Genomic DNA, 12633 nt, shown 5'->3' with positions numbered 1-12633 from the left:
AAAGGACTCCTGCGGTGGTCTTTGTCGTTTGGCGGCTATTTAGTGTGCGCTGCGGCAAGAAGCCAGTCGCGCAACGGCTCCCAAACCATTTCGCGCGCCCGGCCGCCGACGATCATGCCGACATGGCCGAGCGCGAGGCTTTGCCGCTCTGCCAGGCCCACGGCGGTGGCGGCGGGAACGATCCGGTCGGTGGTCGAGAGCAGCTCCAGCGCCGGGCACGCTAGGCGGGAGGGCAGGATGCGCGTGCCGTGCACCCACCAGCGTCCGCTGCCGGGGCGATCGGCGCGGAAGAAGCGCTCGAACATCTCGGCGCCGGCGGCATAGGTGAGCGGCGCGCCGGCATTGGCCCAGTCCTCGAGCGCGAGGAAGGCGGCGGCCTGGTCGCTGCCGGGCTCGAGCCGGGCGAAGCGCTCGAACTTGGCGATCGTGCGGGCGGGATCGAGCTGCCAGAAGCCGGACTGGAGCACTTCCATCGGCACAAGGCCCAACCGGGCGCAGGCGGGCCGGGCGGCTTCCCATTGCGCCGCAATGGCTGCGCGCGCGAAATCACCATAGCGGCGGAAGCGCCAGGGCGCCGCGATCGTCACCAGCCCGCGTACCGGGCGGAGCATCGCCGCGGCCATCGCCAGCGTGCCGCCCAGGCAATAGCCGGCGAGGATCGGCGGTTCCTCCAGCGCATCGAGCAGCGGAAGCAGGAGTTCGGCGATGTGGTGGTCGATGCCCTGGTCGCGATCCGCGGGCCCGGGGGTACCCCAGTCTACAAGAAGCGGTCGAACCCCTTGAGTCGCCAGCCATTCGAGCAGTGAATTGCCGGGCGCCAGATCGAGGATGAAGGGCGGATTGATCAGCGAGGGCACGAACACCACCGGCACGCCGCTGCCGCCATAATCGCGCAGGGATGCCCGTCCCGCGGCGGCGATGGCGGGCTTGGGCGCGCGTTCGGCGGGCCGTTCCGCCTCCTGATAGGCCTTCAATCCGGCAAGCGCGGCGGCTCTTCTTTCAGGCGATGTTGCAGTTTCGCTGCGCAACAGCGAAAGGAATAGCGGAAGCGGTCGCGGCCCGTGTTGCGCCGCAGAATGAAACGATGATAGATATGTTTCACTCACGCGGGGATCCTAGATGAAGAAAAGCGCTGCGGGCACTGGGCCGGTCATCATCAAGAAGTACGCGAACCGGCGCCTCTACAACACCGAAACCTCGTCCTACATCACGCTCGACCATCTGGCGGCGATGACGCGCGAGGGGCGCGACTTCAAGGTCGTCGATGCCAAGACCGAGGAGGACATCACCCATAATGTCCTCACCCAGATCATCATGGAAGAGGAGCAGCGCGGCCAGACGATGCTGCCGGTCAACTTCCTGCGCCAGCTGATCGCGCTGTACGGCGATTCGATGCAGGCGATGGTGCCGGGCTATCTCGAAGCCTCGATGGAAAGCTTCCGCCGCAACCAGCAGCAGTTCAAGTCGGCGGTCGAGGGCGCGTTCGCCAACTCGCCCTTCGCCGAGATGGCCAAGCGCAACATGGAAATCTTCGAGGCGGCGACCCAGGCGTTCAAGCCGGGCGCGACCCCGGGTGCGCCCGGCGCCGCCGCGGGTGCCACGCCGGCAGCGGCTCCGGCCACCTCGGGCGAGGACGATGTCTCCGCGCTCAAGGCCGAGCTGGCCCGGTTGCAGGACAAGATCGAGAAGCTGGCGAAGTAATCCGAGCTCCCCTCCCTTCCAGGGAGGGGCTTGAGACGACTTAGCCCCGCGCGTTCAAGCCACCCAGCGCCGCGCGGATTTCCTCCAGCGTCGGCATCTTCTGCTCGATCACGCAGCGCAGGCCGAGCCCGCCAAAGCCGTGATAATCGGTGGCGCTGGCGAAGGCGATCGTGTTGTCCCCGCGCACTTCGGCGCCGCGCACCGCATTGGCGGGAAGCGCGACATGCTCGCCATAGCGCTTGCCCGAGGAACTGGCGACGATGCGATCCTGCTCGTCGACGATCGAGATGCTGGTGCGGCTCCAGTCGCGCTCGCCGAACAGCGACCTGTCCGAGATGATCGTCGGGATATGGCCTTCCCAGTCGAACTCGACATAGAGCGCGCCGAGCGGGCGGCCGTCATGGCCGCGCGGGCGCACGCCGGTGACGAAGACGAGCACCGCGCGATGGTCCGAATAGGGGTTCAGCCAGACTTCGTCGGTGAACCATTCGTCGCGCCGGTGGCTGCGCATCGCATTGAGATATTGCGGCGCGCTCGACAGATCGACGCCGCGCACGCGCGCATGCGGATCGGAAGCGGCGATCACCTGCCCCGCATCGTTGGCGAGGAAGGTATTGAGATAATAGGGCGAAATCGAAGTGAGCATCGCCAGACGCGCATCGGCCGCGGCGATCGTCCCGGGCGAGGGATCGGTGAGCGCGGCGATCACCTCGGCGTCCGAGGCCATCACTCGGAGGTCGACGCTGCGGCCATAGAGATGGCGCGTGACGTTCTGGATCAGCGCCTGGGCAAGCTCGACCAGGCGGGTGCCCTCGATCTCGCTGACCATCTCGTCGGCAATGCCGGCGCCCATCGCCAGGCGCTCGCGCACTTCGGAGCGGAATTCGATCGAGGCACCGCGCGCCTGCTGCGCCAGCGCCTTCACTTCCTGCGCCACCACCGAGAAGCCGCGACCGGCCTCGCCCGAGCGGGCGGCCTCAATCGCCGCGTTCAGGGCGAGCAGATTGGTACGCGCGGCGATCTCCTCGCTCGTCGCGGCGTAGCTGTCTACTTCCTCGCGGAGGACCGACAGAAGGGTTCGAATTCTGCGTGGCACATGACCGTCATAAGACAGGACGGTTAATGCCTAGTTTAGCACGATAAAATCAGGGCTTGCGGAATTTGAGCGTCATCCGGTCGCTTTCGCCGATCGCCGCGTATTTGGCGCGGTCGACATCCTTCAACCGGTAGCTGGGCGGCAGCGTCCACACACCATCGGGCCAATCCGCCGTATCGCGCGGATTTGCGTTCACTTCCGATGCGCCGGCGAACACGAAGCCGGCCTGTTCGGCGAGGCGGCGCACGGTCGAGACCTTGATATAGCCGCTCGACTTCTCGCGCTCGGCGCTGGCGCTTTCGGGCAGGCGATGGTCCTCGATGCCGAGCGTGCCGCCCTTCTTGAGCATCGCGAACATCTGCTTGAAGGCTTCGGGCGAATAGTCCTGGTCGTTCCGCTTGTAGCCCATCCGCCAGTTATGGACGTTGCGGAAGGTCAGCACGACGTCGGCGGTGCCGTCCGGCACCCTGGGCTGGCCCGCCTCCGCCGGGAAGGCGACGAGCTTGGCGTGGCCGTACAGCGCCGGATCCTTGGCCTTGAAGGTCTCGACCGCCTTGCCGCCATTCGGGAAATCGGGGCCGACCGCGGCATAGTAATTGCCCTTCGCCCGGGTGAGCGGGGCGAGGATCTCGGTGTACCAGCCGCCGCCGGGCCAGATCTCGACCACGGTGTTGCCGGGCTTCACGCCGAAGAAGCTGAGCGTATCGACCGGATGACGATACGGGTCGCGCGCCACATTCGCCGGGGTACGGCTGGGCGACGAGACGGCTTCGGCGATCGCGGAACGCTGCGTGCGCGGCGCGCCGGTGGCGACGCTGGCCACGGCGACGGCAGTGGTGAGCACGGCGAGCACGGACAGGGTCTGGCGCATGCGAAATTGCTCCCTAGATGTCGCGCTCGCCTTTGGGGGGTTTTTGTGACGATGCAACTACAATTATGGCTCGGCGCGGCGGGCGCGGCAGTGATCGCGGTGGTCAGCGGCCTGGGCGAGCATCGCCGGCGCAAGCGCAGGCGGATCGACGATGTCGGCTTCGTACCCTGGCAGTTCATCCAGGTGATGGCGATGCTGGGCGCGGTGATCCTGGCGAGTGTGGCGCTGAATTTGCGCTAGAGGGCGCCTATTTCGCCCCGGGCGGGCACAGGGCGACGCCTGCGGATCGCTGATCGATCAGCAGCGCGAAGTGCTGCAGCGCATGCGCGCCGACCAGAAGCTCGGGATATTTCTCCGACACCCGCACCCTAATGTCGGCGAGCGTCGCCGCGCCGATGCGGAAGGGGCCATGCAGCGTCGCGCTGCCCGTCTTCACGATCGTGTTGGTCAGCTTGCCTTCGCCAGCCGCCTCGATCGCACCGCCGCCAACCCGATCGAACAACGCCTGCGGCAGCACGAACGCGACATTGGCGCCGGTATCCAGATTGCCTTCGGTGGCGACGCCACCGATCGTCACCGGCACGCGGAAGGCGCGCGTATAGCCCAGCACGCCCGGTTCGCCTGGCTTGAGCGCGAGGCTGCGCGTGAAGGTGAGCCTTTGCTGCGGATAGTCGATCACCAGCAGGCCATCAGCGAAGAACTCGCGGCCGAGGATTCCGGCGAATGCCGCTTCGGGCGCCATCCTGCCGCTATAGTCGCGGGTCATGACCCTGACGTCGCGACGGACCAGGCCGCCAAGCTCGACGGAGGCCAGCGTCACTGTCTCCACGCGCGCGGTGGCTACGGCGTCCGAAGTCTCGGCGCTTCCCGTGACGGGCAGGTTCAGCTTCGAGACGAGGCTGGCATCGGCACGGCCCATGCCGCTGGCGCCGGTATCCACGGCGAAGGCGAACGGTCCTTCGCCATCGACGCGCACGTCGACATAGATGCGGCCATCGATGACGCGGAAAGGTACGCTCAGCACCGCGTCGGTTTCGGCTGACCGCACCAGCGAGCATGGGGACGAGGGGGCTGCGGCCATCAAGGGCTGTGCCGGCACCATTCCCGCAATCAGGCCGGCAATTGCAGCACTTCCGGCTTTCCAACGCATGCCTGCCTCCCCATCGGCGTGTATTAATTACATAATACACCTACCTGGATTGGCGTCAACGATCGCCGGGCGGCTAGTAGAATTTCCGCAGGGTCAGCCGGCGCGCGGTGCCATCGCACAGTTCCAGCGCCACGACCCGTCCCGGCACTCCGGCGCTCCATTCGATTGGCCTGCCGGCGACCGGCGCACCATCGGCGGCACAGATCTTGTCGCCTTCTTGCCAGCCGGTCTCGGCGGCCGGCGAGCCGCGCATGACGTGGAGCACACGCAGATGCGTGCCCTCGGCGCCGAGCAGCAGCCCGCTGGTCGAGCGGAGCACCGGTGGCGGCGCCAGGCCGGGCTGGAGCACCATGCGGCCGGCGCGCGGATCGAGCAGCACGCGGTAGCGCAGCAACAGGCCGGTGCCGATTCGCCCGGCCGCGCCGGCACTGGCGGAATAGCCGCCTTCGCCTTCGATGCGGACTTCGGTCTCGGACAGGATATTGCCACCGAGGATGAAGCCGGGGATGACCGCGGTCTCGCTGACCAAGGCGCCGCCGATGCCCCAGCCCAGCGTGGTGGTGAGCGTGGCGCCGCGATAATTGGCCGAGGCCCAGGCCGGGCGGCTGAGCGTGATCGCAGCGCCGTCGCCGGTATCGACGATCATCGGGCGCAGCCGCGCGCCGCCCAGCCTTATCTCCGTGACCGGCACCTCCGATCCGCGCTGGAGCGCGAGCGACGCGGTCTGGCCGGTGAAGGGCATGCGGCCCGTGGGCAGGATGCGGAAGCGCCTCGCCGCATAGTCGATGTCGAGCGCGCAGCAGCTCAATATGTCGCTGCCGATCAGCAGGTCGGCGCCGAACCGGTCCTGGCCCGGCGCATCGGGCACGGCGATGCGGCCGCCGCGCCGGGTGAGCCCGCCCATGACCAGCGTGCCGCCGGGCGCCCAGGCGACCTCGACCCCGCCACCGATCGCCAGCGCGCGCTGGCTGCGGCCCAGGGCGAGCCGGGCACGCGTGGCGAAATCGCGGGTGGCGAGCGTGTTGGTGAGGCCGGTATCGAGGATCGCGCGGACCGGGCGGCCGTTCAGCACCGCCTCGAAGCGGATCTGGTTGGAGGGCGTCAGGTCGAAGGCGATCCAGCGCGCCTCGCTGTCGGGCGCGAGCGTGATGCCGTCCCTCGGCTCCTCGCCGGGCGCGGAAACGGGAGAAGCGGCAAGCGCCAGGGGCAGGAGAAAAGACAGCACCGACACAGATTAGCCGGTCAGGCGATCAGAGGCACGCCTCGAGCAGCGCCTGGTCGAAGCCGTACTGCTTGGCCTTGTCGAGCGTATAGGGACGCAGGCCCATCGAGCGATATTCGCCGATGATCTTGCCGTCGGCGCTCTCGTCCAGATACTCGAACTTGAACAGTTCCTGGGTGACGATCACCGGGCCTTCCATGCCGATCACTTCGGTGACGTTGGTCACGCGGCGTGAACCGTCGCGCAGGCGCTTCACCTGGATGATGAGATCGACCGAATCGGCGATCTGGCGGCTGATGGCTTCCTTCGGCACCTTGATGTCCGACATCATCACCATGTTCTCCATACGGGCGAGCGCCTCGCGCGGAGAGTTGGAGTGGAGCGTACACATCGAGCCGTCGTGACCCGTGTTCATGGCGGCGAGCATGTCGAAGCACTCGCTGCCGCGGATTTCGCCCAGGATGATGCGATCCGGGCGCATACGCAGCGCGTTCTTCACCAGATCACGGATGGTGATCTCGCCCTGGCCTTCCAGGTTGGGCGGACGGGTTTCGAGCGGCAGCCAGTGCGGCTGCTGCAGGCGGAGTTCGGCCGCGTCCTCGATCGTCAGCACGCGCTCGCCCGGGTCGATCATCTTCGACAGGGCGTTGAGCATCGTCGTCTTGCCCGAGCCGGTGCCGCCCGAGATGACGATGTTGAAGCGGCTGGCGCCGGCGATCTTCAATGCGGTCGCCATCTTCTGCGACATCGACCCGCCCTGGGCCATCATGTCGAGCGTGATCGGCTTGGCCGAGAATTTACGAATCGAGATCGCGGTGCCGCGCAAGCTCAGCGGCGGCACGATCACGTTGACGCGGCTGCCGTCCTTGAGGCGGGCGTCGGCCAGCGGCGTGGTCTGGTCGACGCGGCGGCCGACCGAGTTGCAGATGCGCTGCGCGATCTGGAACAGATGCTCCTCGTCGCGGAACTGGATGTTGGCGAGTTCGAGCTTGCCCTTGCGCTCGACAAAGGTCTGCTCGGGGCCGTTGACCATGATGTCCGAGATGGCCGGATCGGCCAGCAGCTCCTCAAGCGGCCCGAGGCCGAGCAGCTCGTCGACCAGCACCTTCTCGAGCGCGAACTGCTCGCGGCGATTGAGGGTGAGCTTCAGCTCGGCGAGGACTTCGCCGATGATCGGGCGGAACTCCTCGGCCAGCTCGTCCTTGCTGAGCGTGGCGGCGGCTTCGGGATCGACGCGCTCCAGCAGGCGCGGAAGCACCTGTTCCTTGATGCGGTGGATCGAGGCTTCGAAGCCTTCGACGCGCGAATTGCCGGCATCGCCCGAGGCGGCCTGGCGATCGGCAAGGCGTTGCAGCGCCTCGGCGCTGGCTACGCTCGGGCCGTTGGGGTCACGCTGCTCGAAGGAATCGGGTGCGGCGCCCTGGCCGGGCAGCGGCACCGAATTGATCGGCGGGAACTGTTCGCCGCCCAGCGGGGCGGGATCGACCGGGCGGGGCAGCGGTCCGCCACCCTGCATCGGGCGCGCAACGCCGAACGCCGGCCGGCCTGCCGGTCCACCACCCAATCCGCTGCGTCGTCCGAAAGCGCTCATCAGAACCCAATGTCCCCTCGACGGCAGAGTGTTACCGGCCAAGGCTTGATATTTACCTAACCCGATCACCGCCGCGCAGTTACGGATTGTTCCTGCGGGTAAACGTGCGGGGTTAAAGGAATGGTCCCCGGGCGCGGGTGCGGGCCCCGCTGGGCGGCACGCCGGCGAGTTCGCGGAAGTCGCGGGCCATGTGCGCCTGATCCGCATAGCCGCGCGCGGCAGCGGTATCGGCGAGATTGTCCCCGGCCTGCTGGACGTCCCGCAAGGCCGCACGGAAGCGGAGCAGGCGCAGATAGGTGCGCGGGGCCATACCCAGCTCGCGCGCGAAGATGCGCTGGAGCTGGCGCGGGGGCAGGCCGGTACGGGCGGTAATCTCGCCGACGCCGCGCGATGCAAGGATCGCCCGGGCGAGCGGCGGCGGCGTTGTGCCGGCCAGCGCCCGGGCAAGATTGGCGACCGGGTCGCCTTCCAGCAAGGCGGCGAGCGTCGAACCCGGCGCGAGCGCGATCCAGTCATCGGCGAAGCCGGGGCAGGGTGCGCCGCCCAGCACGTGCCAGGCCCAGGGCCAGAGCTTGATCGCGGTGAAACGGGCATCGCCGCTGAAACCGAAGCGGATCGGATGCGGTGAAAGGCCGGTGGCGAAATATCCGGGCTGGTCGCGCCGCCAGGTCGAGCGGCCGGCATAGCGGTGGATCAGCTCGATGCAGCCGTCGGGCGTTGCCTCATGCTCGACCCAGCCGGGCTGGCTGGCGGCCAGCGTCCAGACCGAGGCGACCAGCCCGTCCAGCGCGGGCGGCAGGGGCAGCTCGGCATAGTCCATTGCGCCAGCCTCGCATGTCGTGTCGGTTCAAGCCAGTGTCGGCGCGCGGGGCTATCGGCTGGTGCAAACGGGAGGATCGACGATGATTGCCAACCTCATGCTGCTTGCGGGCATCGGCCTGTCTCCGGAGTCGTTCGACTGGCTGATCGGAAAGTGGTGCACCGAGCCGCGGAACGGCCGGATGACGTGCGAGACCTGGCAGCCGGGCGGCGCCGACGGCGTGCTGCGCGGCGAGACGGTAATCACCTCGCCCAAGGGCGAGCAGCGCGAGACGATGCGGATCGAGGGGGCCGGCGACGCGCTGGTATTCCATGCCGAGCCTGCGGGCCAGGCGCCGGCCGATTTCAAGGTGAAGCCCGGCGGGGTCGGGGCGCAAAGCGTGGAGTTCCTCGATGCCGCGCATGATTACCCCCAGCGCATCCGCTACTGGCGCGAAGGCGAGATGCTGATGGCGGAGATCTCGCTGGCCGATGGCAGCAAGCCGATGCGCTGGGCGTATCGCAGGGTCACCAGATAGCGATCAGTGCCGCTCGGGCGCGATGAACAGCTGGGGCCCGGGCCAGGGGCCGTCCCAGCAGGGCTGGCGGTCATCCGGGCGGAACCTTGCCGGATCGCGCGGGGCGATCAGCGACGGCGCGCGGGAAAGCGGCGCGACATAGGTCATGTAGCCACCGGGCACGACGCCGAAATAACTGCAACGGATATGCGGCGCGCGCGGCAGGGTGACGGCGCGCCAGATCTCGAAGGCCGGAGTGATCGCCCCGATCGCGAGCGATGCGACCAGCAGGTTCCACCACAGCCGCTTGCCCGGTGATGGCGCCTTGACCAGCTGGTCGGCTACCGCGAACGCGAGCACCACCAGAGCGGGGATCGACGCGCGCATGGTGAAGTCGTTCGACTGGCCGACCTGGCCATAGGGAACCACCAGCAGCACCAGCGTGACGATCGCCAGCGTTGCCCCACCGAAACGCGCATTGCGGCCGATGAACCAGAGCGGCAGCAGATAGAGGTCGACCTCGCAGATCTCGAACACGATATATTGGTGGAGCGGCAGCGCCGCCGCACTGCCGCCGACCGCGTCGCTGCCCGTGGCCAGATAGAGCAGGGCGGGGATCGCCATCAGGGTCGCCGCGGCGGGGGCGATCACTGCAGCAGGGTTCAGGCTCCCCTTGCGAAGCGCCTCGATGCCGGCATGAGCGGCGAACGGCATCAGGCCGATCAGCGACAGCGGCGACCAGAGGGCGAGCAAGGGCAGCGGGGTAAGGAAGCCGGCGAGCGTGAGCCGGTTGTCGCGCCAGAGCAGATAGAGCAGCGCGCCGATCCAGCCGGCCAGGCAGTGCGGCGGCGTCCAGAACAGCTGGCTGATATGCGAGGAATAGACCGCGACGCTCCAGCGCTCGGCATTCCAGCTGATCGGCTGGCCCGCCAGGACCTGGCCCATCGCGTCGAGTCCGCTGAAGCCGATCAGGATCGTCAGCGCGATCACGCGGGCGCGGGTGGTGGAGAAGAGCGTGGCGCCGAGCGCGAGGATCGCGGCGAGGATCAGGCTGTTCTGGACGAGCAGCGCCAGCTCCGCTGCATATTGGCCTCCGACCCGGCCGACCGCGGCGGGCGCCAGATACATGCCGAGCGGCGCGCGCAGCATCTGCGGCGAGGGGGCGACATCATAGACGAAGGGCCAGGGATTGAGCGCCATGTCGCGCAGCACCGCGCCGCGCACCTGCCAGTCGGTGGTGGCGTAGAAGAAGCGCCCCTCGCCGCCGAGGAGGAAGACGACCAGCGCGATGCCGGCGCAGAAGGCGAGCAGGCGCAGGGTCGGACCGTTGCCGCGATCGGGCACCCGCCTTGCGATCCAGATGACCAGACCGGCGACGAGCAGGGCCAGCAACGCGGTGACCCCGGTCGAGATCAGGCCGAGGAAACGCCAGAGCAGGATATTGTCGAGGGCGAGCCACCCGCCGAGCAGCGCGACCAATATGCCGGGAGCAACGGTGCGGTCGCCGAGGCGGGTCGATCCGGTGGGCAAGGCTGCCTGCGGCGCTGCGGATGTTGCCATCGTTCCTCCCCCCGGATGCCGGGCTAGCGGTCATGCGAGAAGAAATGGTTACCGGAGGGGAAGGGCGATGGACAGGGGGCGCCGGGGCACATCGGGCGGCGAAGGCAGCATCCGGGATGCTGATTCACGGCGGACACCGAAAACAGAAAAGGCCGGGCATTGCGCCCGGCCTCGTCCAGCCCTGCCCATTCGGGCGGGCGAGTTTCGGGGCGGCCTTAGCCGGCCTTTTCGGCGAGGACCGTCAGGCCCTTCTCGTTCACTTCGGCGAACCCGCCTTCGATGCGGATCGTCTCCGGCGTGGTCGCACCGGCCTTGTAGATCTCGAGATTGCCGTCGCGGATGGTCGACATCAGCGGGGCATGGCCTTCGAGCACGCCGAAATCGCCCTCGGTGCCGGGGACGACGACCATGTGCACTTCCTCCGAGCGGAGGAGCTTTTCGGGGGTCACGAGTTCGAAGTGCAGGGACATTGCTTTTCTCTCAAAGCCCCTCCCCTTCAGGGGAGGGGTTGGGGGTGGGGCAGGAGTCTCACCGAGACCGGAGCCCGCGGACAGGCCCCACCCCAACCCCTCCCCCGAGGGGGAGGGGCTAGATTTGGCTTACGCCTCTTCGGCCAGCTTCTTGCCCTTGGCGATGGCGTCGTCGATGCCACCGACCATGTAGAAGGCTGCTTCCGGCAGGTGGTCATACTCGCCGTTCACCACCGCCTTGAACGAGCGGATCGTGTCCTCGATCTGCACGAAGGCGCCGGGGATGCCGGTGAACACTTCGGCGACGTGGAAGGGCTGCGAGAGGAAGCGCTGGATCTTGCGGGCGCGCGAGACGGTCAGCTTATCTTCTTCGCTCAGCTCGTCCATGCCGAGGATGGCGATGATGTCCTGCAGCGACTTGTACTTCTGCAGGATCGACTGGACCGCACGGGCGGTCTCGTAATGCTCCTGGCCGACGACGCGCGGCTCGAGAACGCGGCTGGTCGAGTCCAGCGGATCCACCGCCGGATAGATGCCGAGCTCCGAGATCGCGCGGTTGAGCACGGTCGTCGCGTCGAGGTGGGCGAACGAGGTTGCCGGGGCCGGATCGGTAAGATCGTCCGCGGGAACGTACACTGCCTGCACCGAAGTGATCGAGCCCTTGTTGGTCGAGGTGATGCGCTCCTGCAGCGCGCCCATGTCGGTCGACAGGGTCGGCTGGTAGCCCACGGCCGAAGGAATACGGCCGAGCAGTGCCGACACTTCGGCGCCCGCCTGGGTGAAGCGGAAGATGTTGTCGACGAAGAACAGCACGTCCTGGCCTTCGACGTCGCGGAAATATTCGGCGATCGTCAGGCCCGAGAGCGCGACGCGGGCGCGGGCGCCCGGCGGCTCGTTCATCTGGCCATAAACCAGGGCGACCTTCGAACCTTCGCTGATGGCGTTGCCGTCGGCATCCTTGGCGATCACGTTCGCGTCGAGGAACTCGTGATAGAGATCGTTGCCCTCACGGGTACGCTCGCCCACGCCGGCGAACACCGAGGTGCCGCCATGGCCCTTGGCGATGTTGTTGATCAGCTCCTGGATGAGCACGGTCTTGCCCACGCCGGCGCCGCCGAACAGGCCGATCTTGCCGCCCTTCGCGTACGGCGCGAGCAGGTCGATGACCTTGATGCCGGTGACGAGGATCGCGCTCTCGGTCGACTGGTCGACGAACAGCGGGGCCTCGGCGTGGATCGGCGCGCGCAGGTCGGTGGCGACCGGGCCGCGCTCGTCGATCGGCTCGCCGACGACGTTGAGGATGCGGCCGAGCGTCGCCGGGCCGACGGGCACGGAGATCTGCGCGCCGGTGTCGGTCACGGTCTGGCCGCGGGTCAGGCCCTCGGTCGCGTCCATGGCGATCGTGCGGACGGTGTTCTCGCCGAGGTGCTGCGCAACCTCGAGGACGAGCTTGTTGCCGTTGTTGTCGGTCTCGAGCGCCGAGAGGATCGCCGGCAGCTCGCCTTCGAAGGCGACGTCGACGACGGCGCCGATCACCTGGCTGATGCGGCCAACATTGTTGGTCGTCGTCGGCGCAGTGGCCGGAGCGTCGGCCTTGGGCTTCGCGGCGCGCGGCTTGCGCGCGGGCTTCTCTGCGGTCGGGGCTGCGGTGGCCAT

General features: G+C 67.8%; 13 protein-coding genes. 3 read left to right on the top strand and 10 right to left on the bottom strand.

Annotated elements, in window-relative coordinates; translation table 11 throughout:
- Nucleotides 1-35: 35 nt before the first annotated feature.
- Complete coding sequence (locus O3305_RS12820; protein WP_269572909.1) at nucleotides 36-1106, bottom strand: alpha/beta fold hydrolase; 1071 nt, start codon at nucleotides 1104-1106, stop codon at nucleotides 36-38.
- 13 nt (nucleotides 1107-1119) lie between these two features.
- Between O3305_RS12820 and phaR the strand changes: the two genes are divergently transcribed.
- Entirely contained in the window at nucleotides 1120-1701 is a 582-nt protein-coding gene (gene phaR / locus O3305_RS12815) for a polyhydroxyalkanoate synthesis repressor PhaR (protein ID WP_269572908.1), read from the top strand.
- Nucleotides 1702-1741: 40 nt separating this feature from the next.
- Here the strand turns inward: phaR and O3305_RS12810 are convergent, their stop codons facing one another.
- Both O3305_RS12810 and O3305_RS12805 read right to left on the bottom strand, forming a co-directional pair.
- Nucleotides 1742-2797, bottom strand: coding sequence for a methyl-accepting chemotaxis protein (locus tag O3305_RS12810; protein WP_269572907.1), 1056 nt, complete (start codon nucleotides 2795-2797; stop codon nucleotides 1742-1744).
- Nucleotides 2798-2846: 49 nt separating this feature from the next.
- Nucleotides 2847-3668, bottom strand: a complete 822-nt coding sequence (locus tag O3305_RS12805; protein ID WP_269572906.1) for a class I SAM-dependent methyltransferase — start codon at nucleotides 3666-3668, stop codon at nucleotides 2847-2849.
- Nucleotides 3669-3713: 45 nt separating this feature from the next.
- Here O3305_RS12805 and O3305_RS12800 point away from each other — a divergent pair, with 45 nt between their 5' ends.
- Entirely contained in the window at nucleotides 3714-3908 is a 195-nt protein-coding gene (locus O3305_RS12800) for a hypothetical protein (RefSeq protein ID WP_502958128.1), read from the top strand.
- Nucleotides 3909-3915: 7 nt separating this feature from the next.
- On the opposite strand, the gene O3305_RS12795 is transcribed toward O3305_RS12800, so the two are convergent.
- The 4 genes from O3305_RS12795 to O3305_RS12780 form a co-directional block, all read right to left on the bottom strand.
- Nucleotides 3916-4716, bottom strand: a complete 801-nt coding sequence (locus tag O3305_RS12795) for a retropepsin-like aspartic protease (protein ID WP_269572905.1) — start codon at nucleotides 4714-4716, stop codon at nucleotides 3916-3918.
- A gap of 175 nt (nucleotides 4717-4891) precedes the next feature.
- Nucleotides 4892-6043 (bottom strand): aspartyl protease family protein, encoded by a 1152-nt coding sequence (locus O3305_RS12790; protein ID WP_269572904.1) that lies wholly within the window; start codon nucleotides 6041-6043, stop codon nucleotides 4892-4894.
- Between the two features lie 25 nt (nucleotides 6044-6068).
- A complete protein-coding gene (locus O3305_RS12785; RefSeq protein ID WP_269572903.1) occupies nucleotides 6069-7631 on the bottom strand; it encodes a TadA family conjugal transfer-associated ATPase in 1563 nt (520 codons plus the stop codon).
- A 112-nt stretch (nucleotides 7632-7743) separates the two neighbouring features.
- Entirely contained in the window at nucleotides 7744-8451 is a 708-nt protein-coding gene (locus tag O3305_RS12780) for an AraC family transcriptional regulator (RefSeq protein ID WP_269572902.1), read from the bottom strand.
- Between the two features lie 82 nt (nucleotides 8452-8533).
- On the opposite strand from O3305_RS12780, the gene O3305_RS12775 reads away from it, so the two are divergent.
- Nucleotides 8534-8968 (top strand): DUF6265 family protein, encoded by a 435-nt coding sequence (locus O3305_RS12775; protein WP_269572901.1) that lies wholly within the window; start codon nucleotides 8534-8536, stop codon nucleotides 8966-8968.
- Nucleotides 8969-8971: 3 nt separating this feature from the next.
- On the opposite strand, the gene O3305_RS12770 is transcribed toward O3305_RS12775, so the two are convergent.
- The 3 genes from O3305_RS12770 to atpD form a co-directional block, all read right to left on the bottom strand.
- A complete protein-coding gene (locus tag O3305_RS12770; protein WP_269572900.1) occupies nucleotides 8972-10507 on the bottom strand; it encodes a hypothetical protein in 1536 nt (511 codons plus the stop codon).
- Between the two features lie 215 nt (nucleotides 10508-10722).
- Nucleotides 10723-10977, bottom strand: a complete 255-nt coding sequence (locus O3305_RS12765) for an ATP synthase F1 subunit epsilon (protein ID WP_116840035.1) — start codon at nucleotides 10975-10977, stop codon at nucleotides 10723-10725.
- 129 nt (nucleotides 10978-11106) lie between these two features.
- Nucleotides 11107-12633, bottom strand: a complete 1527-nt coding sequence (atpD, locus tag O3305_RS12760; protein WP_269572899.1) for a F0F1 ATP synthase subunit beta — start codon at nucleotides 12631-12633, stop codon at nucleotides 11107-11109.

This window comes from Sphingomonas sp. NIBR02145 (assembly GCF_027359115.1).
Lineage (GTDB): Bacteria > Pseudomonadota > Alphaproteobacteria > Sphingomonadales > Sphingomonadaceae > Sphingomonas > Sphingomonas kyeonggiensis_A.
The sequence above is the reverse complement of the archived record's forward strand: the minus strand, read 5'-3'. Positions and strand labels throughout refer to the sequence as shown.

Excerpts from the sequence above, each read along its gene's own strand:
- phaR (WP_269572908.1), top strand. The coding sequence starts at position 1,120 with ATGAAGAAAAGCGCTGCGGGCACTGGGCCGGTCATCATCAAGAAGTAC.
- O3305_RS12805 (WP_269572906.1), bottom strand. The coding sequence starts at position 3,668 with ATGCGCCAGACCCTGTCCGTGCTCGCCGTGCTCACCACTGCCGTCGCC.
- O3305_RS12785 (WP_269572903.1), bottom strand. The coding sequence starts at position 7,631 with ATGAGCGCTTTCGGACGACGCAGCGGATTGGGTGGTGGACCGGCAGGC.
- O3305_RS12780 (WP_269572902.1), bottom strand. The coding sequence starts at position 8,451 with ATGGACTATGCCGAGCTGCCCCTGCCGCCCGCGCTGGACGGGCTGGTC.
- O3305_RS12775 (WP_269572901.1), top strand. The coding sequence starts at position 8,534 with ATGATTGCCAACCTCATGCTGCTTGCGGGCATCGGCCTGTCTCCGGAG.
- O3305_RS12770 (WP_269572900.1), bottom strand. The coding sequence starts at position 10,507 with ATGGCAACATCCGCAGCGCCGCAGGCAGCCTTGCCCACCGGATCGACC.
- O3305_RS12765 (WP_116840035.1), bottom strand. The coding sequence starts at position 10,977 with ATGTCCCTGCACTTCGAACTCGTGACCCCCGAAAAGCTCCTCCGCTCG.
- atpD (WP_269572899.1), bottom strand. The coding sequence starts at position 12,633 with ATGGCCACCGCAGCCCCGACCGCAGAGAAGCCCGCGCGCAAGCCGCGC.